The organism is Ruegeria sp. CI5, assembly GCF_056536885.1.
The window spans coordinates 1768945-1793106 of sequence record NZ_JBQFQN010000001.1; the positions used below are offsets into that span (position 1 = coordinate 1768945).

The 24162-nt window shown below is 59.1% G+C and carries 24 protein-coding genes and 1 tRNA gene; 7 read left to right on the forward strand and 18 right to left on the reverse strand.

Going from position 1 to position 24162, the window contains the following annotated elements:
- Window positions 1-67 precede the first annotated feature (67 nt).
- Window positions 68-904 (forward strand): LysR family transcriptional regulator, encoded by an 837-nt coding sequence (locus tag ACR0BA_RS08755; RefSeq protein ID WP_217360140.1) that lies wholly within the window; start codon window positions 68-70, stop codon window positions 902-904.
- 2 nt (window positions 905-906) lie between these two features.
- On the opposite strand, the gene lptF is transcribed toward ACR0BA_RS08755, so the two are convergent.
- The 15 genes from lptF to ACR0BA_RS08830 form a co-directional block, all read right to left on the reverse strand.
- The gene (gene lptF / locus ACR0BA_RS08760) at window positions 907-2046 is read right to left on the reverse strand and encodes an LPS export ABC transporter permease LptF (protein ID WP_170390743.1); all 1140 of its coding nucleotides are present in this window, start codon (window positions 2044-2046) and stop codon (window positions 907-909) included.
- Window positions 2047-2097: 51 nt separating this feature from the next.
- Complete coding sequence (qhpG, locus tag ACR0BA_RS08765) at window positions 2098-3537, reverse strand: flavin-dependent monooxygenase QhpG (protein WP_480727405.1); 1440 nt, start codon at window positions 3535-3537, stop codon at window positions 2098-2100.
- Window positions 3538-3548: 11 nt separating this feature from the next.
- The gene (locus ACR0BA_RS08770; protein WP_480727407.1) at window positions 3549-4856 is read right to left on the reverse strand and encodes a radical SAM protein; all 1308 of its coding nucleotides are present in this window, start codon (window positions 4854-4856) and stop codon (window positions 3549-3551) included.
- Complete coding sequence (locus tag ACR0BA_RS08775) at window positions 4853-6610, reverse strand: ferritin-like domain-containing protein (protein ID WP_480727408.1); 1758 nt, start codon at window positions 6608-6610, stop codon at window positions 4853-4855. Before ACR0BA_RS08775 ends, ACR0BA_RS08770 begins: the two co-directional genes overlap by 4 nt.
- Window positions 6603-8303, reverse strand: a complete 1701-nt coding sequence (locus tag ACR0BA_RS08780; protein WP_480727410.1) for a hypothetical protein — start codon at window positions 8301-8303, stop codon at window positions 6603-6605. The genes ACR0BA_RS08775 and ACR0BA_RS08780 overlap by 8 nt, the downstream gene beginning before the upstream one ends.
- Window positions 8304-8347: 44 nt before the next feature.
- Window positions 8348-9907 (reverse strand): FAD-binding oxidoreductase, encoded by a 1560-nt coding sequence (locus ACR0BA_RS08785; RefSeq protein WP_480727412.1) that lies wholly within the window; start codon window positions 9905-9907, stop codon window positions 8348-8350.
- Window positions 9908-10030: 123 nt separating this feature from the next.
- Window positions 10031-13345 (reverse strand): adenylate/guanylate cyclase domain-containing protein, encoded by a 3315-nt coding sequence (locus tag ACR0BA_RS08790; RefSeq protein ID WP_480727414.1) that lies wholly within the window; start codon window positions 13343-13345, stop codon window positions 10031-10033.
- Between the two features lie 577 nt (window positions 13346-13922).
- On the reverse strand, window positions 13923-14288 hold the full coding sequence (locus ACR0BA_RS08795; RefSeq protein ID WP_170451233.1) for a hypothetical protein: 366 nt from the start codon (window positions 14286-14288) through the stop codon (window positions 13923-13925).
- Window positions 14285-14641: a hypothetical protein gene (locus ACR0BA_RS08800; RefSeq protein ID WP_170451235.1), complete on the reverse strand. Its 357-nt coding sequence runs from the start codon at window positions 14639-14641 to the stop codon at window positions 14285-14287. Before ACR0BA_RS08800 ends, ACR0BA_RS08795 begins: the two co-directional genes overlap by 4 nt.
- On the reverse strand, window positions 14638-14850 hold the full coding sequence (locus ACR0BA_RS08805; RefSeq protein ID WP_170451237.1) for a hypothetical protein: 213 nt from the start codon (window positions 14848-14850) through the stop codon (window positions 14638-14640). The genes ACR0BA_RS08800 and ACR0BA_RS08805 overlap by 4 nt, the downstream gene beginning before the upstream one ends.
- A gap of 383 nt (window positions 14851-15233) precedes the next feature.
- Complete coding sequence (locus ACR0BA_RS08810) at window positions 15234-15521, reverse strand: hypothetical protein (protein WP_170451239.1); 288 nt, start codon at window positions 15519-15521, stop codon at window positions 15234-15236.
- A gap of 549 nt (window positions 15522-16070) precedes the next feature.
- Entirely contained in the window at window positions 16071-16268 is a 198-nt protein-coding gene (locus tag ACR0BA_RS08815) for a hypothetical protein (RefSeq protein ID WP_170451241.1), read from the reverse strand.
- 949 nt (window positions 16269-17217) lie between these two features.
- Complete coding sequence (locus ACR0BA_RS08820) at window positions 17218-18837, reverse strand: DNA primase family protein (RefSeq protein WP_170451243.1); 1620 nt, start codon at window positions 18835-18837, stop codon at window positions 17218-17220.
- An 8-nt stretch (window positions 18838-18845) separates the two neighbouring features.
- Window positions 18846-19115, reverse strand: coding sequence for a hypothetical protein (locus ACR0BA_RS08825; protein WP_170451245.1), 270 nt, complete (start codon window positions 19113-19115; stop codon window positions 18846-18848).
- 104 nt (window positions 19116-19219) lie between these two features.
- Window positions 19220-19420 (reverse strand): helix-turn-helix domain-containing protein, encoded by a 201-nt coding sequence (locus tag ACR0BA_RS08830; RefSeq protein WP_170451247.1) that lies wholly within the window; start codon window positions 19418-19420, stop codon window positions 19220-19222.
- A gap of 159 nt (window positions 19421-19579) precedes the next feature.
- Here ACR0BA_RS08830 and ACR0BA_RS08835 point away from each other — a divergent pair, with 159 nt between their 5' ends.
- The 5 genes from ACR0BA_RS08835 to ACR0BA_RS08855 all read left to right on the forward strand — a co-directional run bounded on the left by ACR0BA_RS08835 (window position 19580) and on the right by ACR0BA_RS08855 (window position 22442).
- Window positions 19580-20164 (forward strand): hypothetical protein, encoded by a 585-nt coding sequence (locus ACR0BA_RS08835; protein ID WP_170451249.1) that lies wholly within the window; start codon window positions 19580-19582, stop codon window positions 20162-20164.
- Window positions 20161-20697 carry a hypothetical protein gene (locus ACR0BA_RS08840; RefSeq protein WP_170451251.1) on the forward strand — a complete coding sequence of 179 codons (537 nt, stop codon included), beginning with the start codon at window positions 20161-20163 and terminating at the stop codon, window positions 20695-20697. Before ACR0BA_RS08835 ends, ACR0BA_RS08840 begins: the two co-directional genes overlap by 4 nt.
- A complete protein-coding gene (locus ACR0BA_RS08845) occupies window positions 20685-21821 on the forward strand; it encodes a tyrosine-type recombinase/integrase (protein ID WP_480727417.1) in 1137 nt (378 codons plus the stop codon). The genes ACR0BA_RS08840 and ACR0BA_RS08845 overlap by 13 nt, the downstream gene beginning before the upstream one ends.
- Window positions 21822-21882: 61 nt before the next feature.
- Window positions 21883-22065, forward strand: a complete 183-nt coding sequence (locus tag ACR0BA_RS08850; RefSeq protein ID WP_170451255.1) for a hypothetical protein — start codon at window positions 21883-21885, stop codon at window positions 22063-22065.
- Entirely contained in the window at window positions 22065-22442 is a 378-nt protein-coding gene (locus tag ACR0BA_RS08855; protein ID WP_170451257.1) for a type II toxin-antitoxin system death-on-curing family toxin, read from the forward strand. The genes ACR0BA_RS08850 and ACR0BA_RS08855 overlap by 1 nt, the downstream gene beginning before the upstream one ends.
- A gap of 112 nt (window positions 22443-22554) precedes the next feature.
- On the opposite strand, the gene ACR0BA_RS08860 is transcribed toward ACR0BA_RS08855, so the two are convergent.
- A tRNA-Trp gene (locus tag ACR0BA_RS08860) sits at window positions 22555-22630 on the reverse strand.
- A 144-nt stretch (window positions 22631-22774) separates the two neighbouring features.
- Between ACR0BA_RS08860 and ACR0BA_RS08865 the strand changes: the two genes are divergently transcribed.
- Window positions 22775-23479 carry a lysophospholipid acyltransferase family protein gene (locus tag ACR0BA_RS08865; RefSeq protein ID WP_480727418.1) on the forward strand — a complete coding sequence of 235 codons (705 nt, stop codon included), beginning with the start codon at window positions 22775-22777 and terminating at the stop codon, window positions 23477-23479.
- Here the strand turns inward: ACR0BA_RS08865 and ACR0BA_RS08870 are convergent, their stop codons facing one another.
- Both ACR0BA_RS08870 and ACR0BA_RS08875 read right to left on the reverse strand, forming a co-directional pair.
- Entirely contained in the window at window positions 23480-23704 is a 225-nt protein-coding gene (locus ACR0BA_RS08870) for a hypothetical protein (RefSeq protein ID WP_480727420.1), read from the reverse strand. It lies immediately after the preceding gene.
- A gap of 274 nt (window positions 23705-23978) precedes the next feature.
- A partial coding sequence (locus ACR0BA_RS08875) for an EF-Tu C-terminal domain-related protein (RefSeq protein WP_480727422.1) occupies window positions 23979-24162 on the reverse strand: 184 nt, incomplete at its 5' end.

Here is a 24162-nt window from a genome sequence, read left to right on the forward strand (position 1 = left end):
CGCGACCAACCAATAGAAAAAATGAATTGATTTTATCACAGCGATCAAAAAATAGTGCCACATGCAGATGCGTGAGCTCGAAACGTTTTTGTGCGTGGCGGAAACCGGTGGTTTTCATGCTGCGGCACGGCGGATGAATGTGACACAGACGGCCGTCAGTGCACGGATTCGCCAGCTTGAGGCCGCCACGGGCAAAACGCTGTTTTCACGTGGTGCCGGCGGTACCAGCCTCACCGACTTCGGGGCACAGTTCAAACCCTATGCCGAACAGATGCTGTCGCTTTGGTCCTTCGCCTCGCAGGACCTGCCGGCCCAAAGTCAGGGTCGTGTGGCCCTTCGCTTGGGCGCTCAGCTCAGCATCTGGGACCCGCTTCTGGTCGATCTGGCCGTCCGGTTCGAGCAGAGGTTTGGCAAACTTCTGTTGACGCTCAACTATGACCACACGCTGAACATGGCCGAGGCCGTTGCTTCGCACGTTCTGGACGTGGCTTTGACACATGAGAGGCCATCGCGGTCCGGGATTTCGTGCCAGGAATTGCCGCCCGAGCACTTGATCCTTGTCGAGACGCCCCATCTGGCTGAGTCCGGTACCGATCCTGTTTTCATCAATCTCGAACTTGGTGAAGGCTATCAGGAGCATGTACGCGGTCTTGCCCGGCTGTCTGCTGGGCAAACCGTGTTTCTGGGCAATTGCATGATGGCACTGCGCTATATCCTGCAACGCGGCGGGCGCGGTTTTTTCCCGCACAGCGTTGTAGCCCCGCACCTTGAGAATGGCGCGCTGCGCATGGTCGAGGAAGCCGCACCGCTAATTCTACCGGTCCACTTGGTCTCGCGCGCAGAGGACGACCACCAAAAACTGTTGGGTGAATTACACCAGTGCCTGTCAGAGCTGCGGGACTGACCTCAGGCCGGGGATGGCGCGGGTGCGGCAGTTCTCACCCGCCGGCGGATGATCGGTCTTCCGGCGAAAGCCAGGAATACGGCCGATATTGCGAACCCGACAACGGCTGGACCATAGAGCAGCGGCCATAGCTTCGCATCCTTGATCACCACCGGAGATACGAACCCACGCACGCCTTCCAACAAGACAAGAATCGTGAATGCCGCGAATATCTGAGGCCAAAGGCCGAACCGGGAAAAACTGCCCAGCATCAGAGTCGAATACCCCACCAGCGCCACGGTGATGCAGATCGCGATCCAGGAAAACCGCTGGTGCAGCTCTTCCACCAATTCCCCCAACGGGTAGCCGTCTGCCACGGCGACAGCGTCAAGATCGCCCAACAACTCGATCGTCGGAATCGCCTCAAGACTGCGGCGTCCATTGTCAGTGTTTCGGGACAGCTCCGAAATGTCGTATGATGCATCGTCGAAAAGGGTCGACGACAGGGTCTTGCCTTCCTTGTTCAACCGCAGTGCAACCCCATCCACCATGACCAGATGAACGCCGGATCCGTTGTTCACCAGATAGGCGGACGTGCTGGAGTATGTGGCGGGGTTTTCCTGATCGCGACGGTCGGACACGAACACCTCGTGCAATGTGCCATCCAGATCAATCCGACCGATATAGACGGTCACGCCCCGAGCCGGGTGCATGAACTCCCCCTCGTTGAGCAACTGCGCGGTGATGTCACCTGCCACCTCGGCCTGGCGCAATTCCAGCTGTTCTACGGATGCGGGCCGCAGAATGACGCTGACGATCGCCATCATCAGCCCCGCCACCAGACCAAACAGCAACACCGCCCGGCCCAGCCGCCATGGGCTGGACCCGGTGGCCAGCATCACGGTCAGCTCGCTTTCCCGGCTCAGCCGGTTGGTGGCATAGACTGCGGCGGCAAAGACCGCCATCGGCATGACCGTTCGGACAAGTGTTGGCAGGGTCAGCGCCGTGAACTCCAGAAACACCATAGCTGACTGGCCGCCGCTGATGACGTGTTCGAACAGGCTGACCGAGCGGGTGATCCAGAACACGCCCACCAGAACAAGCGTGAAAAAGCCGAAAAGAACCAATAGCTGCCGCAGGAAATACCCATCAAAGCGCGACATGTGACCTCTTTCGGCTGTTTTATCCTGGCGGGACATTAGGCCATTCGCCAGTCAAGGGGAACCGCGATTGCGCCCCAACTCACCGGCCGGCACAAGGATTTTGGTGTGCCACAGCCACCGCAGGACCTGTGCCGCCGAGGTGGGTCCGATGCGGCTCGACCATCGCTGCAGTATATCGGGCACAGAGAGTGGGTCGCGCAGATCGGATATCAACGGCGCCAGTTCGGCCCCTGCCAGCGAGTGGACCGGGCGCGGCAAATTGGGGTGGGTCAGAATCTCAGACTGCAGAACATATGCGTCGCCTTGCACACCGCCCTGTATCAGCTTCGCCTCCGGCGACCGGCGAAGCACCTCGCCCGGGGACAACTCGGCGTTCTGCAGGTCCGCAGGCGGGCGGCGAAGCCAGTCCAGAGGCTGTGCGCGCTGGCTCCAGAACGGACCAGAGGTGACCTCGTGGTGACGTGCATAGAATGCCGCCGCCAATTCGGCGTGGGTTTCTACGCGTTCGCGCTGTCGTCCCGAATAGAATCCCAGCGCGATGTTGGTGTCGCAGGGCCGAGTCAGAATCGTGTTCGCAACCACTGCCGCCTGCATGGCCTGCGCCATAGACAGTTGCACCCCTTGCGATGACAGCGCATCGACCGAGAAACTCGCTTCGCCCACACGCAGCAGATCATCGGCGGGCGGTGTCAATTCACATTGGCTGCTGGCATCACACCGGCGCACCGGGCCCATCCGCGCCTGCTCCAGACAGCCGGCCAGAAGAGTCGATCGTGCCAGAAGGTTCAGATACAGATCACGCCGGGCTGCCGGCGACAAACCAGTGCAATCCGACGGGTCAATGAAAATGCAAGCGTTGACCGTACCATCCGGCTGTGCTGCGCCCCAATACCAATGGGCATCACCAGCCTCCACGCGGGCCTGCGTGCCAAAACCCGTAGGGGCTTGCCAATAGGCATAGAGCGCTGTCACTGGCGCTGAGGCCGGGCGGAACCTTCGACCCAGGCCCGCATGCTTGCCCGCCGCATCCACCAAAAGGTCGGCGCGCAGTCGGCTTTTTCCCTGCGCAGTCAGGATCGGAACCTCCCAACCGGCGCCGGTGCGCCGTGGTCGATAGGCGCGTGCGGGTTGCAACACACGAACACCCGACTGGCGTGCAGCGTCCAGTAGGATGGCATCGAACCGGCTGCGATCCACCAGAAGGCCCGGATTGTCAACTGGCTCACCCCGCCTTTCAAACGCCCCGCCCCACATAAGGACGGAACCCGACGATTGCAGGAATCCCGCAGATTTCATCGCATCGTCCAGACCCAGAAACCGCAGAATGGGCCAGATGGAGGCAGGCAGTGACTCGCCGATGTGTGGGCGTGGAAAGGTGGCGCGTTCCAGCAGACAGACCCGTCGCCCCAGCTGTGCCAGCCGCATCGCCGTCACGGCCCCGGCCGGACCACCGCCGATCACGCAGATCTCGGTTTCAATCTCGGCTGGCATCTGCTGCGCCCTCAGGCCGAACGGCGGGCAGCGTCGCCGAAGAAATCCGGGCGGGCAGCCGACAGCCGGACATAGGCCTGCAGGCAATAGTCCAGCCAACCGCGGATATAATCACATGCCGGACGTCCACGATGAATGACTTCGTGATGGCAACCGCCACCGCACATGTACCGAGCCCAACAAGTGTTGCACGGCGATTGGTTGTGCACGTGGCGCTCGGCCAGCCAGGCTTCTCGCCGCGCATCCGGGCCGTCATGGACGTTGCCCATCGCGGCAACGTCATCCTCGACGAAGCGGTGGCAGGCGAACAGATCGCCATCCGCCGAAACCCCAAAATATCCGCCACCGGCTCCGCAAGCGTAGGGCCGGTGCGTGCCACGGTGGATCTCGTGCATTGCGGCGGCCATGTTCGAGAAGGGAAAGCGGCGGCCCTGCAGCACGGCGTCTTCGAAAGCCCGTCCACAGCGGATCATCTGCGAAAGCATTTCGGCCATGTCCTTGCTGCTCATTTCTTCGTGCCCGGTTGGCGAAGCCAGCATGGGTGAGAACCCGACCGAGTGGAAACCCAAGCCTATGAAATGGCTCAGGGTCTCAGGCAGCTCGATGTTGCGCGGTGTCACGGTGACCCGAGCGCCCACCTGCATGCGGCGCTGTTTGTCCAGCAACGGCTGCACCTTGCGCAGAATGGTGTCGTAGCTGCCGCGCCCACCCTGGTTGGGGCGCAACCGGTCATGTGCCTTGCCAACACCATCCAGACTGATGGTGACGGCAAAGGCGTGGTCTTCGAAAAACTCAGCGTCTTCCGGGCGCAGCAACGTGCCATTCGTCGTGATCGAAAATCCTACATCCACTTTGTTGCGTTGCGCGTGTTCAGCAGCATAAACCGTCGTTTTTCGGATCAGGTTGCGATTGATCAACGGCTCGCCTCCCAGGAAGGCAAGATTGATCCGGGTGCCGGGTTCCGAGTCCATGATCAGCCGATCGACCGAGGCTTTCGCGACCTCCCATTCCATACTGCGGGCAGGACCACCAAAGCTGCCCTGCGAGGCATAGCAATAGGTGCACGCCAAGTTGCATTTCTGCGCGACCGCCAGCGACAAAGACCTGACCGGCATGCGGCGCGGCGGCGCGTCGTCAATGAACGGCACACCATCAAGACCCATCTGCGTCAGAAACTCTCGCTGACTTTCGGCGGCCATACGGGCGAAGTGATCCGCCGTTCCTCCGGGCACATCGAACACGCGCGAGCCATCTACGGCGAGCATGTGCTCGCCCAATGTCGTTTCGAAAAAATGCACCTCGGCAGATGGGTCGGTCATGTCTCGACCTCGGGCCAGAACGGGATACCGATACCCTTTTCCGCCAAGGCTTCACCGGCGACCCGGAAGCTTTTCATCGTGTCGCGCACCTGCTGGATATACTTCTGCGCTTCGGTAAATCGGTTCTGAGCCTCGTTTTGATAGGCCTGTTCGAGCCCATCGGTGATGCGGCGGAACAGATCCAGTGCCTCTTTCGCCTGCGTTTCCGAGCCCACTTGGATCGGGCGCAGATAGGCAGGTGTGCCGCGGCCCGTTTGGTATTTGGCCAGAACGTCCTTCATCTGGCGGAACCGCAGAAAATGCTCGTCGCCGTCGGTGTCGATCCGCACGGCCAAAGCATACAGACGCCGATCGGTGAACGCCTTGTGTTCCAGTGTCGCCACGCACTGGGCATAAGCACGGTCGATGAACCCGTCGGGGCGTTCGATCTCGATGAAGTCGTCGATGGCCTCAGGCGTCAAAGGGCGCAACGACCGTGGGATGATCCGCTTGGGTCCGATGGGCAGGGCAAGCGCGGGCGTCAGCACCGGTTCGTAATCCTCGCCCTGCAACGACCACAGCAACTGGTTTGCCCAGCGCATGTGGGTCATCTCGCCGATCGCAACTTCAAGCAGGGCGCGCCGCGCAAAGATCAGATCATCCTTCAGCGTTGGCCAGCGCTCGGAACCGACGGTTTCGGGATCGGCCAGCGAAAAATAGGCATAGAGGTATTGCAGGCTGAGCGTCATCTCCATCGGCGCCAGACGGGTCTGCAGGTCTTTGACCATCGCAGAAACGCTTTCATACGGTTCGACACCGGGCAGGTCCGTGTCGGCCTCGTAGACTTCGCCGGTCTCGCGTCCCTCGATGACGATCGGCAGGTCGCTCCACATCTGGTTGACCTCGTAATGGTCGATCTGAAACGGGCGGTTCTGTTCGACGGTATTCAACGCCGCCACATTGCCCGAGGGCGATTTGTCCGAACGCAGCCAATCCAGATAGGTTTCGGCCACAACCGGATCGTCGGGCGCACCAGTCGGCAGGCGGGTGTCATGCGGTACTTCGGCAGTGACCACATCCGGGTGGTTTGATGGCCAGTAGTGGCAGCCGCAATCCCGAAAGTCATGCGACCAGGGATTGCACAGGCTTTGGGTCAGCTCTCCGGGGTCGTAGGCCGTATCGAACACGCCGGCTTCGGTGCGGTACTGCCGGCGGTATCCATGCAGGACGACCGGCGGTGCGTCGACGACACCGTCGTGATTGCGCCGCTCCAGTGCGATGGTCACCGGATGGTCGTCGCCGCATTCAAGGCTGCGGATGAACCGCCAGACCAGCATGCCGTCGTAGGGTTTGCCCTTGTCGTCGCGGAACGAGATACGTCGACCGCCTTGTTCGACCCAGGCCAGAAACCACCGGCCGCTGGACAGCTCGGCGCCGATTTCGCCACGATAGGCGTCCAGCAAGTCCCGCACCCAAGGTGTCGAACTGTCATCGGGCAACATCGGGTCATAGAAATAGTCGACATAGACCAGATGAAACCCTTGCGCGTTTTCGGGTGCTGCCGGAACCGGGTTCAGCGGGACACGTACGGCATTGAAAACCAATCCCGGAAAGAACCGGCGATCGAGGTCGCGTACGTCCATTTCCAGCCCCGGGAAACAATTTCCGACCGACCCGTCCAGCCGGGTGTTGTCAGGGTTTCCGGGCACCTTGTAGGCCGCACGGGCCGTCAGGTTGCGGGGTTTGATGCGGATCGGCGCTGGTTTGTCAGACATCCCGAGGCTCTCCTACCGGTTCGGTTTCGGGCGCGGGCGGGTGCGCCTCGAGGTAATCGATGAAAGACATCACCAGATGGTACTGCCGCCGTGACAACGAGAGCGGAAAATAGTTTGAATCCCGCATGTAGGGCGGCATGCGGGCGTCGTGCATCATGTCGCGCACGATCCGCGGGTCGCGGAAGGCGGGATCGGGTGTCTGGTCAGGGTTCGGGTCCTCTTCGAACTGGGCCAGAACGCCAAAGGGTGGGCGCATCAATCGCCGAACGAAATCAGGCCTGCGGCGCAGAAAATCCAAAAGGTTTTCCTCATCGATCAACTGCTCGTGCACAAACTTGGTGGCGACCGTATAGGGCAGCTGTTCATTCGGGACCGAGTTCGAAAAGACCGAAATCGGCTGTGGGCGGATCAACTCGTCGATCTTGTCGGGCGGCACCGCGTCCTTTTCCGTCATCGATGCAGCATCGGTGGACGGCAGGCCCGGTGTAGGTGCGATATTGGTCTGCGCCTGAAGAGAGGCATTGTCCTTGAGGCCCTGTGCCCGGATGTCATCCAGATTGATCAGGCTGTTGGTCTCGAACGCCCTTCGGAAGATGTCGACCACTTCGGTTTTTGCATCAACATAGTTTTCGGCGGTGACCGAGATCAACGACATGTCGCGATCCGCCAGATCGTCTTCGAGGCTGTAGAAAGGCCGGCAATCCGGTGCGAAATCCGGCGGTCCGGTGAAGATGCGCGCCCGGGCGACCAAACGCTGACCGCGAACAGCCAGCGTGGCCTCGATCGTTCCATCACACGTGTCGTCAACCACCCCCCAGGACTGATCGTTGCCGACCCGTGCACCATCATAACTGTCATGCGGTTCGGGATCGTCAGACAACCCCGACATCATGATCCACTTCGACCACGGCGTGTCCGGGTTCAGGATGCGGTTCTGGGCCGGCACGATCTCATGAATCCGGCCATATTCCGATTTGGGCGGGTCATTCTTGTATCCCGGAACAGCAAGGGTTGCGGGACCGAAGGCGGCGTCGGGCGGGCCGTATACCTCGCCCTTGGGCGGAGTGAACCGCAAACGTAGAAGACTGCGGTCCACCATCTCGCCGGGCACCGGCTCGTCCGTCCCTTGGACCGGGCGGACAACCCGCACCGAGCCCAGCGGGATCGGGTTGTGTTCATAGACCAGCGGTTGCTGTTCCGACGTGTGCGGACTGAAGGCCAGCAAGGGTTTGGGAGTAAAATCCTCGGCCGCGATCTCGACCCGTGTACGAAACCCGCAGGCTGCATCTCCGGTGCGGCGGGCGGCTTTCTGATTACCTACAGCGACCGTGTAGCGGATGTTCTTCAGCGACAGCCCCTGCCCTTCAAGAAGGTTCAGAGTCACAGGAGTTTCATAGGCCTCGCCGGTTTCAGCATCGAACATTCGCGCCCACAGTTCAAAGAACGGCGCGACCGGGCGCAGGGCGCCGGTGCCTTCATCCCGAAATCGAATCTTCCGCGGGTCCGGCAGGTAAGCCGAGACACTCCCATCCTCGTTTTCCTGCAAAGTCACGTTCGAGCGTATGACCGTCTTGTTGTTGCCATGCGCGTCCAGATCCTGCTGCCATTCGTAGCTTTCCAAAGGGGTCTCCCCCGGACCAAGCCTGGCAACGGCCATCGGCGGCAGAAAGAAGATTTCCTGTATCGTGTCCATGCCGGGCCCTCTCCAGTTTGGCCATGCCGGTCCGCAACCCGTTTTCAGGGGTACGAAAAGCTTTGATAGGTGATCGTCGGGTCCGAGAAGAAGGGTGTCGACTTGTCCCGAATGATGTCCGGCGGCGCGTCGTCCGGAACCGGAGAGATGCTCTGCTGGTAGTGAAAGAAGTTATGGGGGTCGAATTTCTGCTTCACGAACAGAAGTGAGTTGAAGTTGTCGCCCCAATAGAGCCAACGATAGTTCAACTGAGTGCGCCGCGGATAATTCTGATAACAGCGATCGATGAAGAAGCCCTCGTCCGTCATCATCTGCATGAACCCATCCAGCCATGGGACCACGACGTCTTTCTCATCCTCGGACAACCAGAACACGTCAACGTAGAAATTCATCGACACGTCGCGGTGAATGAAGGCGTTTCCCTGTTTGCCAACCGGCATTCGGTTGATCGCCCCGCCATACGGCTCGATCGCCACGGCCCCGTAGTCGTTTGGCGTGCTGTCCAGATAATCGACGACCCTTTGCCATTCATCTTGCGACAGTTGGCGGGCGATGTACCCGCCCTGCTTGTCTTCGCGGGCTTGATCCGGGACCACCGGGATGTCGTATTTCTCGTCATACAGCCAGGAATTGATCTGCTGGTAGGTCCCTGTCTTGCTGTTTTCCATGTGGCCGCCAATGGGTTCGTCCAACAGCGGCTGAATGACCCGGCGCCCTTCGTCTTCGGGCCCGTGATATAGGGCCGAGACCAAGAGAACCTTCTGGTCTCCTTGATAAGCCAGAAAGATGTAGGCCCCAAATTTGTCCGAGAGACCGTCTTTCATGTAGTTGGCCTGCAGAAACTCCAAAGCCTTGGCAGCCCTGTCCAGCGGCCATTTGATATGAACGCCCCAAACTTCGTACAGGTTGTGCAGCTTGAACCGGATTTCCAGAAGCACCCCTAAGTTGTTGCCGGTGCCTCCCCGGATCGCCCAGAAAAGATCGGCGTTGGTCGTGTCATCCGCGATTACGATACTGCCATCCCACAGCATCACCGTCACGCCCAGGACATTATCGCAGGCCATTCCGAACAGGCGCGACGTGAACCCGTATCCTCCGCCCATCATGAATCCGGCCACGCAGACATCCTGACACGCGCCACCCGGCACGTGCAGATGATAGGAATCCAGCACCGAGTTCAGGACCTTGAACGGGGTACCGGGGCCGACATAGGCCATCGGGGTATCTGGATCGACCGTCACGTAACACATCCTGCTGGTATCCAGCACCATCGCATTGTTGACCGAGTACCCCGCCGTACTGTGCCGGCCCGATCGGCTGACCACCCACAGATCATGGGCCCGCGCGAAGGCCAGACTGGCCCGCACGTCCTGAATGGTTTCGCAATAGACAATGATTTCCGGGTAGTCCTGAAAGGCCGGGTTCCAAAGCTGACGATCCGTGTTGTAGTTCGGATCCGTCGGCAAAACGACCGTTCCAACCAAGCCTTTTTCAAACTCCCGTATCTGCTCGGGCGTAATCGGATGATAGCGCTGCAGCGACAGGTCCGTTCGGCTGGAGGCGACCCGATCCTTGGCCAGAATGGTCTTGCTTATCTTGCGCATGATGGACGCTCCCTTGGCATAACATGCAGAACGCGCAGGGAAAAAACACTGCGCGCACGTATTACGGTCTTTCCATCAACCCATTTCTGCCCGTCCCAAGCTGGCAGAAAGCTTCCGTGCCGGTCAAGAGATCGTTTCAAGCAATGCCCGGGCTTCGAGCAATTCCGGGATGTCGGCCTTTGGGTCGAAACGTTCCAGGGCATCCGACAGCCATGGCCCCGGCTTCCCCGCGGTTTTGGAAACGTGGCGCGTCAGCGCCACGGCTGCGCGCAGTTCGAACAGGCTGGCCCCGCATTTGCGCGCCTCGGACACCGCCTGTTTGAGTATCGGTTCAGGATCTTTCCGCTCATGATCGTCAAGCAACGAGCGGACCCTGAAAACCTCGGCATCGGCCCAGCCTTCGTCGGTATCTTTGCGCCAAAGTTCAGCCTGCGTCAGCGCCTGCTTGGCGGCCTTGAGCCCCCCGGCACGCACCAGAAGTTCCGCGATCAGCGATAGAAAGAAGCTTTTGTAGTTTCCGGCGCCACTGGACCACCAGTCATCCGACGCCTGCCGCAGGGCCGCGATGTGCTCGGCGTCCGGGGTCCGGTGCGCCCGCGCCCAACCGAGCCACATGCGGGCGGTGATCGACATGAAGGCCAACCTGTGCTCGCGAGAAATCTCCTCCAGCGGTGCGACGGTCGCGATCAGTGCGTCGATATCACGGTGCAACAGATGGACCATGCACGTATAGGTCAGGACCTGGGCTACGCTGTGCGCGTGTTGCAATTCATTGGCCCAGTCCAAAGCTTGCGCCTGAACCTTTCGCGCACGGGCCGGCTCACCCATCAGGCTGTTACAGACCCCCAGGAAGCCAGCTGTGATGGCCGCATGGTCGGTGCCATAGACATAGGCCAGCTTCCCATGTGTTTTGAAATCGTAAAGGGTCCAGGCCTGCTCAAGGTGCGCTCTGGCATCGGTCAGATTGCCGATGTGCAGTTGTACGGCCCCCATGGCGCGGTGCCCTACCATCCGGTGCTCGGTCCGGCCGCTGACTTCAGCCAGGTCCAGGATCTGGTCCGCCACCTCACCGGCCAGGCGGTACTCGGCCCGCACAAGGTGAAACGCATAAAGCCCATTGAGAACCGGGAAAAGGCGTTCCGTCTCGCGGGCCCGACGGCACAGCTCGCGCAGCCGGCCATAGGCCTCGCCTGTCGCTTCGCCTGCAATCCCGTCAGTCGAGCGCAAGACACCGGCCCGAAGCACTTGCAGGTCAATCTCGCGCAAGTCGCGGTCGCGGCTTTTCGGCAGGTCTGAGACAAGACCGAGCGCCTTGGACAAATGGGTCAGTGCTTCGGACAGGGCCGACCGCTCGATCGCTCTCTGACCGGCGTTTTGCCAATGAGTAACGGCCTCTTCGGGGCGATTTGCCAGCGTATAGTGCTGGGCCAGAACTTCGGGCTGGGTCTGTGCAAGATAGGGTTGCTGGTCCAGCAATACACCCGCAGCCTGGTCGTGCAGGACCTGCCGCTCGGATCGCAGAAGGCTGTCATAGGCCATGTCCCGGATCAGGGCATGGCGAAACAGGTATTCGTCCTCGGCCCCGTCCGGTGGCCGCTGGATGATGCCCGCCATTGCCAATTGTTCCAGGCTGGCCTGCATCGACGCCGCCGGCAGCATGGAGACCGCCGCGACCAGAGCCACCGAAAAGCGTCGCCCGAACACGGCGCCGGTCTGCGCCACGTCCTTTGCCATACCCAGGCGGTCGAGACGCTCCATCAGCGAATCCTTGAGCGTGCTGGGTACCGACAGCGACGGCAGCGGACCGCGCAGGACATAGCCATCCTCGGTCAGCCGCAACTGGCCGGATTCCAGAAGGCCGCGCGTCACCTCCTGTACAAAGAGCGGGATCCCATCGGTCTTGGCGGCAATCAGGTCGCAGACCGGTCCCGGCAAAGGCTTGCCCCCCGCGACATCCGTGACGATTTCCGCCACCTCGGCATTCGACAATCGGGTCAGGGGGATGTGCAACGTGTTGTGGTGGTGCCCCCAGCTGGGGTCGAACCCCTGCCGGGCCGTGACCACGATAAGAACCGGCAGGTCACGGATCCGCTCGATTACCCTATCCGTCAGCGAAAGCGTGGTCGGGTCCACCCAATGCGCGTCTTCGAACAGCAACAGAACGGGTTTGCTTCGGGCCATCGACACCAATTGCTGCGTTACGGCTTCCAGCGTCTTTTCCAACTTGACCTGCGGCGGCAGGTCCAAGGGCCCCAATGCATCATCGGCATCGATGCTCAACAGATCCGCAATAAGGCGCTGTTGTTCGGACGTCAGATACCGCAGCAGCGGCAGAAGCTTGTCCAGCTTTTGGGCGTCCGTATCCGCCGGCGCGAACCCGGCTGAACGTTCCAGTTGCTGCACGATCGGATACAGGGCACTGCTTGAGTGCAGCGGCGAACATTGGAAATTCAGACGCAGAATATCCTGCCCCTGCAACTCGTGCGCCAACCCTTCGATCAGCCGCGACTTTCCGATCCCCGCCTCACCCGAGATCAGAACGGATTGACCCGCCCCGTGACTGGCTTCGTTCCACTTGTCACACAGCTTGCGAAACTCGGAGCCGCGACCGATCAGTCGGCCGGAACCCGCTTCGGGATTGATCTCGAACCGCCGTTCGATCCGTGCGGTACCCTCCACGATCCAGGCCTGAATCTCGTCCGCAAACCCCTTCAGAACATGCCTGCCGGAATCCTTCAGCCGGAAAGCGCCACCGATCAGGCGGCGCGTCGAGGGGCTGATGATCAGCGAATTTGGTTCGGCCAGACCCTGCAGGCGGGCGGCCAGATTCGGCGTCCGCCCCATGACCACGTCGTTTTCCCGCAACCCGTCCCCATAGATGGTGCCGACCACCACAAGTCCCGTGGCGATTCCGATCCGCGCCTGCAGCTCTTCCTTTCGGTCGATCGCGGGCAGTTCGTCCAAAATCTGCAACCCGGCCTCGATCGCGCGCGAGGCCGCATCCTCCTGCGCGTGCGGATAGCCGAAATAGATCATCGCACCATCCCCCATGAAACAGGCGATGTGACCACCGAATTTCGAGACGGCGGTTGTGCAAGTCTCTTTGAATCGCCGCACCAGCTCGCCCAGATCTTCCGGATCCAGGCGCTCGGACATTGCCGTTGAGCCGACGAGGTCAACGAACATGACCGTCAATTGCCGGCGTTCGGCCACGATTTTGCCCTGTCGGCGAGTGTGCACGGCGTCACCGGCCGTGTCCTGGGCAAAACGCGCGGTTGCGGCAAGCAGGCGACGTCTGGGACCCAGCGGCAGCCCGAGATCGATCAGATCATGTTCGGACAGATGAACGAGGTCGGACAAGGCCACTTCTGCCGCAGCGAAAGCGGGGGCGTATTTGGACAGCCCCAACTTCTCCAGAAAAGCGGCGATATCCGTCATTTCTCCCCCAACGGCCTGTCCAACGCCGGTTTGTTTTGGCTCGGTCCACCCCGCGCAGATCGCGCGTCGCAAACCGTGGCCCGTTCACTATCCAACTGACTGAACAGCCTTTTCGTTCTTTACCCGCACGTCAAGAGGTTTGGCGAACCAAACCGACACAGCACGGTTGACCTTGGAGGCAGAATTGTTGAATCGCTTGGAGAATGGCAGGGGCAGCAGGGTTCGAACCCGCGACCTACGGTTTTGGAGTGCGTCATTCACACAAGATACGGTTCGTACGGTCCGTTCTGTACGCTAAATCTGGTGGTTACGGACGGTTTGTATGCGGTGTCATCACTGTATGTGTTGACACGTTTGTTGACACACGGTCCGGGTGGTCTTGGCTGGCACGCAGTCGCCGCACGGCCTTTGGTCAGTGGCAGCAGCGGTGTACCGTCTGCCCGGCAAGTGACGCTTTCGATCAGTCGCGCCATGGTTCTATCTCTATTCGATGACTGTGGGGAACCAGAATGCGGCAGTTTCCTGTGACATGCTGCCCACGCGGCGCATGATGGTGACGGACTGCTGGGTCATTGGTTTACCGGTCTTTGTTCAGCGTCGGGCGTTGCGTGTAGCGCAAAAATCCCTCGACCATCTCACGTGCGTCACGGCGCGACATGTCGACCGGCTGGCCGTCCAGTGTCGCGGCTGTGATGATGCTTACGGTCCCGCCAGTGTCACGGAGCGCATCAAACAGTTCGGCATGTGTGTGTCGTTTGTTCCAGCTACGATAACCGCCCATGCGGGAACGCATCGTGCCGGTCTGGCCGATATAGATACGACCATCAGGCCACGCAAAACGATACATTCCGCCGCCTTCGGGCAGTTGCGGAAACACCGGTTTGCCGGTGTTGTCTTGTGTGATCGGTCCAACCTCGTACCATGTGTCGACGGTCAGTTTCACACCGGCACCACACGCGTCTGCCCGCCTAACTTGGCCACAATGGCGCGCATCTTGGACTGCGGTATGCCGTTCGCGCCCGGTTCCAGTTCAGGCACCAGAGCGGCGAAGTCTGGCACGAGGTGTCCAACCACACGACCCGAGTCGAGTTGCCCGACCAGCAGCGCCGGGTTGCCGTCCCACTTGGCGTGATCGTAATCCTTGCCATCCATGACCAGCCAGAACGACATGTCATTGCCGGTCGTGCCTGTAACGGACACGTTGACGCCCGTCAGTTCGAATTCGTCGGCAAATAGCGCACGCGCCTTTTCCCGGTCCGCGTTGCTGTGCGGCGATTTGAACAGTTTGTTTTTCATACGTCACCGCCTTTCACACGTTGGCTAATCTCGGACAGGATGCCGATGACGGTCGACCCGATCAGCAACGATACGCCGCTGGCCGCGAGTGGACCCACCAGAGTGATTGGTGCCAACTCATCCAGATACAGGAGACCACCACCAACGATCATCACCAGCGAGATACCAAAGCCGATGATGGCCAACCAGTTTCCAATTCTCGTAAACAACGTTCAGTTCCTTTCGTCCCTTATCGGATCGCCATCGTGATGCAGTTGCCGGGTTCCGGTTCGGCAACTACCAGCGTCTCGGTCTCCGCGTCCCATAATCATTCAAGCGATCAGCGATGCCTGCTCTTGTAGCCGCCCTCGCCGTTCTTCTTTAGGCACGCCCACGATACAGCCCTGTTTTCTTGGAAATATTGGTTGTAGCGTGCGATAGCTGCGTTGCGGCAATCATCAAGCGAACTGTAACTGCCCCAAATATCCCATTTGGTTTCACCGCCGGACTTGTATCCGACCTCTGCGGCGTACTTCGATCCTATGCAACCGCTCAGACCGACGCACGCTAACAGAACTAATGCTATTGATTTGTACATAACTCGCTAGCTCACCTACATGCGCCGGATACTACGGGCTTCAATAACCTCACCGTCCACAAGGAAGACAGGGTCATAACTACATGGGCTGTCCAAAAGGGAAACGTCGCGCGCTCGCCGCATTGCAAGTCGATCAGTTACGAAAAGCTTGACGTGGTAGATTGCTTCGCCGTTCCTATCCAGCAGGATCACGCCGTCATCCACAACAATATACCCACGTACTCGGTATTCGCTCACACAAGCAGCAGAAGCCGCTCCAGCGATGCAAGTTGCGACGATTGCCGCAGCAAGGATCTTTTTCATAACTGAATCTCCTGTATTCAAACGCTGCGGATATAGGGAGCCACCTTTTTAAATATTTGTTTTTTCAGGCCAACCTCTTTCTGCAACTCGCCAAAACGTCTATACCGATTCACGCCTAGACGCTTCCGCATCGTCGAGTACGACAGGCATGCCGCCTTCGCCGCCGAATTGATCGACGGGCAGCATCTGCGCGGCCTTTATTGCGCTAGTCATGACGTCAGCCAAGGCTCCAGCGTCCTTGGACAGGGTGCCATAATCCTTCAGCAGTTCGCGGCGCTTTTCTCCAGGCGACCTACAGGGTTGGCGAAATCGACGAAGTTGAAGGCCGCACGGTCGAGGTATTTTCGACGAACTGACCGAGCCTCTGGCTAGTCTTGCCTACTCGGTATTGACTTGTTTCTCCCTCTCGTAGCCTTCGATCATAGCCTTCTGGGCGGCGGGTAGGGTGCTGAGATAATCAGGCTGGCTGCTCCAGCGGATGGCAACTTCGACGATCTCGTTGCCCCACTTGGCGACAAGGGCTTCACGAACAGGGATCGACGGGTTGACCTACCTGCCCGTGGTATAGCCAAAGCGGGCGACTGAACGGTTCAACGTTTCCACAGGATCACCGGGCGGGCGTTCATACCCGTCTACGGCTGGCAGATCGTCCGGGGGGGTCTGCGCCCATTCGGTAAGGACACCCAACAGGTCAATGACGGAATGATGGGCCGATGCGATCAGGTTATGTCTTGCAGTGTTGAGCATCGTATAAATCTATCAATGCCTTGAAAACTTGTTTGGCGGTTAAACGCATATCCAATCGAGGTTGAATCTTGATCACGACAGCACAGCAGGTGATCGTGTGTCGTCCGTACTCTGTCATCAGATGTCGGGTCGGTCGTCCGGCCCGACGGGCGATCATTCGACGGGCGGTTTATGCGACCATCCGGGCCTGTTCGTCTGCAGCAAGTTTGAGAGCGTCTGAAACCATTGAGCACCACCAAGGACACGCGTCGGGGCGCGCGCGTGGCGTAGATTTTAGAGGATCGCTGTGAAAAGGCCAGAAAAAACTATAATTTTCAGCTATCGTAAGTTGCCTTTATGATAAATTCATATAATCGCTACTTAGGTCATTTTTAGGCGTTCTTAAAAAAGTCAACGCCCCTGCGCGGTGAGGCGATCCCCTCGGACAGTTTCACACAACCCCCCCGCTTGCGCACTGCCCAACCGCACCAACCGAAGCCGTAACCAACGATCAACATGTGTTGTAATGTGCTGAGGGGGTAGGGGTACGGTGGTCATGCTGGATAGGGGTGACCTAACCTGTGGTAACCATACGTTCATCTATTACGAAACATAGATACCACTACGGACCGCACGGTCCACAGCCTTACCGTCACGGTCACCCGCTGCCGGGCTGGGTGCCGCTACGTCTGCGTTGGTTGTTCATTGCTGGTGGGGTTGCGTTGGTGGTGCGTGACGTGTGGTGACGGGACGCCTATATGTGCAACTGATAGATCATCCGGGTAGTTCTATGTGTAAAGCATAGATAACGACATCATTTAAGTCATTGATTTTAAACGATTGTGTCAGAGTGTGTCAGAACTCTGCCTTATAGACGTAACGTGCATGTGTGCGCCCGTATACGCACGCGTCACGCGTATAATACATCGATAAGGGGAATGTCTGACACACTCCGACACACCCGTTGATTTCATTGGGTTTTCTTTACTCCGGGCGGCATCACCACCGGCAACCCGTTCGGCAACGTCGTCGGCAATGGTGGAAAGTACGTTGGCGGTTCGCGGTTGATCTTGATACCACGGAAACAGAACACAGGGTTGTCAGTCTTGGTCATGCCACCAATGCGCATCCTCTTCTCATAGAAGCCTTTCGACTCCAGTTCCTTGACGATCTGCATGTTGACCAAGGGTTTCAATCCCTGCCGTGTACGCCACGCATTGTACGCTGTGAACATCTCATCCTTGCGCACACCACACCGCTTGTCATTCCAGTCCACAACGCACCGTTCCGTAATGAACTGACCAACAATGTCCTCAGCGTCCATGTAACCCTCTGTCGCCTTAGTGACCGCCTCGGGTTCAGACAACCCAATCCGCTGCCATTCGAGACACCCGTCGATCAGCCACCGCAGGATCATGGGCCATTCCTGTTTCAGTTTTTCGGGCAGCTTTGGATCACGGTTGGCCTTTTCGATGTAGACCGTAAACGGCACCAGCATCATCCGTTCTCGAATCGCCGGATCAACGCCACGAATTGCCGGTTTCGCATTACCCGCAATCGCCAGCAGGAATTGCGGAAAATAGTCAAAGAAGTCCTGCCGCATGAACCGCGCACTGAGCATGTCGCCCCCGGTGATGTCTTTGACAAGCACCTCGTTCCAGAACGCACCCTTAGGTATCTCCGATCCAAATACGAACCGCTTACCAACCAGCCCGGCCAGTTCCGTGACGTGTTCAGGCGTCTTGGTTTCGAGAAACATGCTGGCTGGTGCCTTGCGGGCATATGACGACATGATGTCTAAGATCGTGTTCAGGAATGTCCCTTTGCCGTTCCGACCCGTGCCGTAGAAGAACGCGAACTTATGCTCGGTCACCAGCCCGGTCAGAGCGTAGCCAAACAACCGCTGCAGGAATTTCACCAAATCGTCATCCCCATCCATCACGGTCCGAAGAAACGAATTCCACACCGGGGCATGACTACCGGGTGGAGCCGGATTGACCGCAACCGACTTGGTGATCAGGTCCGCCGGATCGCTGATGCGATATATCCCGGTCCGCAGATCAATGGTGCCACTCGGTGCCCCAACCAGCCACGGATCGGTGTCTAGCTGGTCCGTCGTCACCGGCATCCCCCCGTTGGATCGAACCATATCACGTACCGCATTGACCGTGGCCTTGTTTGCCAGTTCTTTTGCGGTCCGGTCGGCCCACTTCAAGATTTGGTCGACACCCTTCTCATCCGTGATGGTCTGGGCCTGCTGTATGGCCCATTCTTTGATCTGTATCGCTTTCATGCGCAGAAATGCCCGAACAAAGGTAAACGACTGCATACGGTCCTCTACGGTCCAGTACGCGCCGTTCCAGAACAGAAACTTTCCCCTGTCCACCCAATATCGCGCGCCATCCCTCCAACCGATGTCACCCAATTCCAGCGCAAGGGTGTCATGACCCAGATCAGGCAATTGCCCCGTCACGCTCACCTCAATCGGTTTGGGCTGCATATCTTCCCAGCGGATGGACGCCGCTTTGATCTGGATGACCTCGACCTCTGTCAGTGTCATGGGTGGTGCAGGTGGGGTTTCATCCGTCACGGTTCACCTCATGCGTTCTGGGGCAACGGGAAGGTCGCGGCCAATTTCGGCTCAGCCAAGTGCAATTCGGACCGCAGGACCATGGTTGCCGGTCCGTCACTGCTATCCTTGCGATACCGGATATTTACGTACCGGTCGTCCGTTCTGTTCGGAAACACCGCGATGATGTCGCCCACATCGACCACACCGATCCATTGGCCGAACTTCGGCAGCGGTGGATTACCCTGCCAAAACTGATACCCTTCGGTGAAAATCCTCACCCATTTTCGATCAGACATAACTGTCTTACCTTTACTCTGACCGCCTGACCGTGTACCAAAAGTCCTCCACAGATTTTGATACAAGTCATGCGGGGCGGTCCTTCGGAACCGCTCTGTTTTTGTTATGCTGCGTCCAGTGTCCCTTCGGCCACGCGCAGTACGTCCTTGCCCTTGATGCGAAAAACGCGCTGACCGGGCTGCTTGAACCCCGGCAAGGTACCGCGCCGGATCATACGCCGGATCGACCATACCGGTTCGCCGGTCGCCTCTGATGCCTGATTGACGCTGTAGGTTTTCATCGGGTCGATGTCGGAAAGTTTCATCCTTGGTTCTCCATTAGGGTCTTGTCCTTCTAGGCTGTGCTGAACTTACTGTTACCGTCAACAATATTCTTTACAGTTACATGTCTTTATCTACGGTCTTGATGCTCGTCTTACCGTTCTGTATGTTGTGCACGTAGATTACGAGCCATAGAGGCAAAAATGGAAAACCTAGAAACGTGGTTGGACGACCAAATACCCGGTCTGTTCGCCCGAATCGCAACACTGAGGGACGCCAGCGGCACAGACGATCAGACCGTCTGTGAAGCCCTGACCGCAATGTGGAACCTACCAGGTAGCAACCGGATGGATCCGTCCGCGACACCCCCGCACATCCCCGGTTTCAACACATGGGATGAGGTCATCGGCATCTGTCGCCGGGTGGCCATCTCGTGGCCCGTGCTGGCCGCGTCTGGTGGTGTGGATGATGACGCCACCGTGCGGACGTATCATGCCGCTGCGCAACGCCTGCTGCCCGATCTGGTCGATGCGGTCATAGGGGCTGGGGAATTGCGCATCGGCATCGACCCCTCCGACCTTCTGTACACGGCACGACCGATCACCCTGCGGGCACATCTGGCCAATGAGATGCTGTTTGCCCTGCGGGACGGCTGGCGATGGATGCAATGCGACCACTGCGGCGCATGGCACCGTATCCAGCGCACCCGCGACACCAGCTATTGCAGCAACCGGTGCAAGACAGCCGCGCACCGGGCACGGCAGACACACAAGGACGCAGCACAATGACAGATCACGATCAGCTTGCTGTGCAGGCATACCAGTACATCACCGATGTTGCGCGCCCGTTCGTTGCCCGTGGTGGTCGTCTGTGGACCAAGACGCCCGGCTTCGAGGGCATTGCCCCGGCAACGACATTGCGGGACATGTTGGCACCGCTGGACGCGGATGTACCGGTCACTCTGACAACAGAGGCTGCTGCGCTGGCGGGCGTAAGGATTGATGTCGAACACGTCTTACCGGTCAAGCGCATCGCAATTGAGATGATCGACCCGCTGCAGGGTGATCCGCGCTGCGGGTCAAACCGCGTTCTGATCGGTCGTGCAGAGTCACCTGCTGATGTGCTGCGAATTTACCTCGCGCTTGCCGTCAAATGCTACGTCACCAACGACGAACACAAACGCCTGAACCGCGCCCACCGATCCAGCAAATGGGACGCTTGGAACGGCGACTGGCGTGAGCGGTACAAACGGGCCGGTGTTGTGGTCATGCCAGTTGGGGAACGCAACGCAATCAAGGACATACTGACATGGCAACAGTAAGCGAACGCAAGCCGGGCATCTGGAAAGTCCAGTACCGCGCACCCGATCCGTCCAAGGGCGGCAGGCTGGTCCAGCGGTCCTTTACTGTCCGTGCGCCCACCAAAAGGGAAGCACAGGCTCTGGCAGATGAGCGTGAACTTGACGAACGCCGGGTGCATGTCGCGCCGAACCAATACGGCACGGTCGCGGACTATCTTATCCACTGGTCGAACAACCGGCCCGACACCAGCAAGGGTAAACCACCGGCTCCCAAGACGGTCGAGCGGGACAAGCAGTATGTCCAGGTCATCAACCGCCATGTCGGTGCTGTGCGTATGCGCGACGTGGGCAAGGGTACCTTTGATGCGCTGGTCGCTGGTCTGCGCTCAGATGGCTACAGTTCGCGCACAGTGAAGAACACGTGGTCATGCCTCAAGAAAGCGATGCGGGAAGCATGGCGCAATGACCTGATCCGCGACGATCCATCCGCAAAGGCGCGTGCGCCCCATGTGCCGCGCTCTGAGGCCACCTATGCCACCTTCGAGGATGTGGTCGAGACGGCCGGATACCTGAAAGGACATATGGGTCGGCCCGATCTGGCGGTGTATGTTCGTCTGATATTTTCCACCGGGTGCCGTCCGGCTGAAATGCTGGCGATCACATGGTCGGACATCGACCGTAACACACACACGATCAACATTGATAAGACGGTTACAGAGGCCGGTGACTATCAAGTTCGGCGTGAGACCAAGACGGATAGCAGCACCGATGTCGTCGACTACGCACCCAGCATCGATGACGCCCTGTCGGACCTGCACCGCGTGCATCTGGAAACCAAGGCGGATCGCGGACTGCACTGGAACCCAGAGGGTTATGTATGGCCGGGCGCAGACGGTTTATTGCCGATCCGTCCCACCAGCCTCGGGCGGCGCGTCAGGGATGCTCTGCGGGCCATCGGTATTGATCACCTCACGCTCTACTCGTTCCGTCACGGATCGGGCACATACATGCTTGAAGGTGGGGCTTCGATCAAAGAGGTGCAGGACCATCTGCGGCACTCGACGGCACAGTTGACCACCGACACCTATCTGCACGTCACGGAACGCCTGCGCGAACGCAAGCGGTCCATGTTTGATGGGGTGTGACAGACAGGCTGGACTTCAAGCAGTGGATGACAAACCGACATAAAGGTCTTACATAAACACCATGACCAGAAAAACTGTCACATACACCGTTGAACGCACAGCAAAGGGTGGACGCAAATTTACCGTTCGCGACACCACAAGTGGTGTCGTGCGCAACGTGAAGGTGACCGAGAAATCCCAGAAATCGATACGCAAGTCCGCCAACGCTTACAGTGACGTTTTGCGCGAACTGGCCAAGCGGTAATGCGACACTACAGGGTAACGCTGGCCGATGCGCTGGAAGCGCATGAAGACTCCTTGGAAATCGGTGGTGGTCGTCACGGATTGTCCAGCCTGTCGTCACTGGAAGGGGCATTGGGGCGTCCCTATCACGGATACCATCGTCGCATCTGGGACAAGGCGGCCGCCCTGTTGCACGGTGTCGCCACCAGCCATGGGTTCACGGACGGCAACAAGCGGACCGCGTTCCTGCTGACCTGCACGATGCTGGACCGCAGCGGATACACGCTGGTCCCGGAACCCGGCGACAACATCCCCGACCTGATGGTGGACGTGGTGAATGGTGATGTGACGCAGGACCAGCTAGTTCAGTGGCTGCGGGACCGAATCCAACCGTTCTGACCACCCTGTCAGCACTGTACGAACTGTATCTGTTGACCGATGTGTTGACATTTGACCGCACGGTCACACGCGCCACAACACGCCAAACGCCTTATTTATATGACTGAGAGAATGGCAGGGGCAGCAGGGTTCGAACCCGCGACCTACGGTTTTGGAGACCGTCGCTCTACCAACTGAGCTATACCCCTGTGCTGCGCCATCAGATATGCCAGCGGCGCGACGGACTCAAGAGGCTTTTTCAGTTTCTCGGACACATATGCATTAGACAAAGAAGTTGCGTGCGTCGTGCAGTTCTATAAGACAAGGTTCGGCCCACCGAGAGGAAATTACCCTTGAGCCTTCGCAAGAAGATTGCCGACAGCGAGACGACCCTGAACTGGGCCGCGCGCCGCATCGCCAGCTACATCAGGATGGTCCATCGCAACACCAAATGGCAGCGGATCGGCTATGACGAACTGGACAAGCTCGCGGAACAGGGCGAGCCGGTCATCGTCGTGCTGTGGCACCAGCGGTTGGCCCAATCGCCCTATTTCTTTCCGCTGGAAAAGGGGCGCATCTGCTCGATCACATCGGCCGCGCGCGCCGGCAGCATGGTGGGCCGGGTGCAGAAGCTCTTCGGCATGGACACCATCGCCATGTCCAGCCACAAGCGTCACGTGGCCCTGTCGCGTGAAGTGCTGGGCAAGATGAAACAGGGGATCTCGATCGGCATAGCTGCCGACGGTCCACGCGGCCCGGAACGGGTGTGCTCGACCGTCCCGCTGGTCTGGGCGCGCAGCTCGGGCAAACGCGTTTTTGGCATCACCTATTCGGCCCGCCATGGCCGTGAGGCAGGCACCTGGGACCGGCTGCTGCTGCCGCGCCCCTGGCGCAACGAAGGCGTCTTCCTTTGCCGTGAATGGACTGAGACCGTACCCCGCAAGGCCTCGGAAGAGCAGATCGAGCAACTGCGCCAAAGCCTCGAGAAGCACATGAATGACATCACCGCCGAGGCCGATCGTATGGTCGGTCGCGCCCCGTGGAAACCAAAGCGCTGATCAGCCCGCCTGCCTTCCGCCAAAGTCACGGCGCGGGGCGCCGGTTTGCTTACCCCCAAGCCTTCTGCGTTCCCGACAAAAGTCGCTGACGGTGCAGTCGACTTCGTGACCATCGTCGCTGAGAATGGCCTCGCGCATATCTTCCAGGTCCTTGTTGTGTAGTATTTGCGCCCCGTAATTCAGAAACTCAAAGCCAAACATCGCGTCCTCCTGCTGGTCGGGCATTCTGCCGAGCGTGCACAGGTCGCTGCCGGCGTTGCACATCAGGTAGACATTCAGCTTCTGGAGCAGATGGGCGGAAGGTTAAGATTTCTCAAGCCGAGGGTCGGGGGCACCATCAAATCGAAAACACTGGCCGACTTGGAACAGTCTGATCTGCTTCCCAATAAGAAAAGGCCGCCCCGGATTGGGACGGCCTTCTTTGGTTTCTCACCGAGTTGCTTTCGGCTGGCTTCGCTTTGGAAAACCGCCTGCCGCAACCGGGCGCGACAAGCGCGCCTTACTCGATGATTTTGGACACGACGCCTGCGCCGACGGTGCGGCCGCCTTCGCGGATGGCGAAGCGCAGACCATTTTCCATGGCGATCGGGGCGATCAGCTCGACGCCGAACGACACGTTGTCGCCGGGCATGACCATCTCGGTGCCTTCGGCCAGGGTCACGGTGCCGGTCACGTCAGTCGTA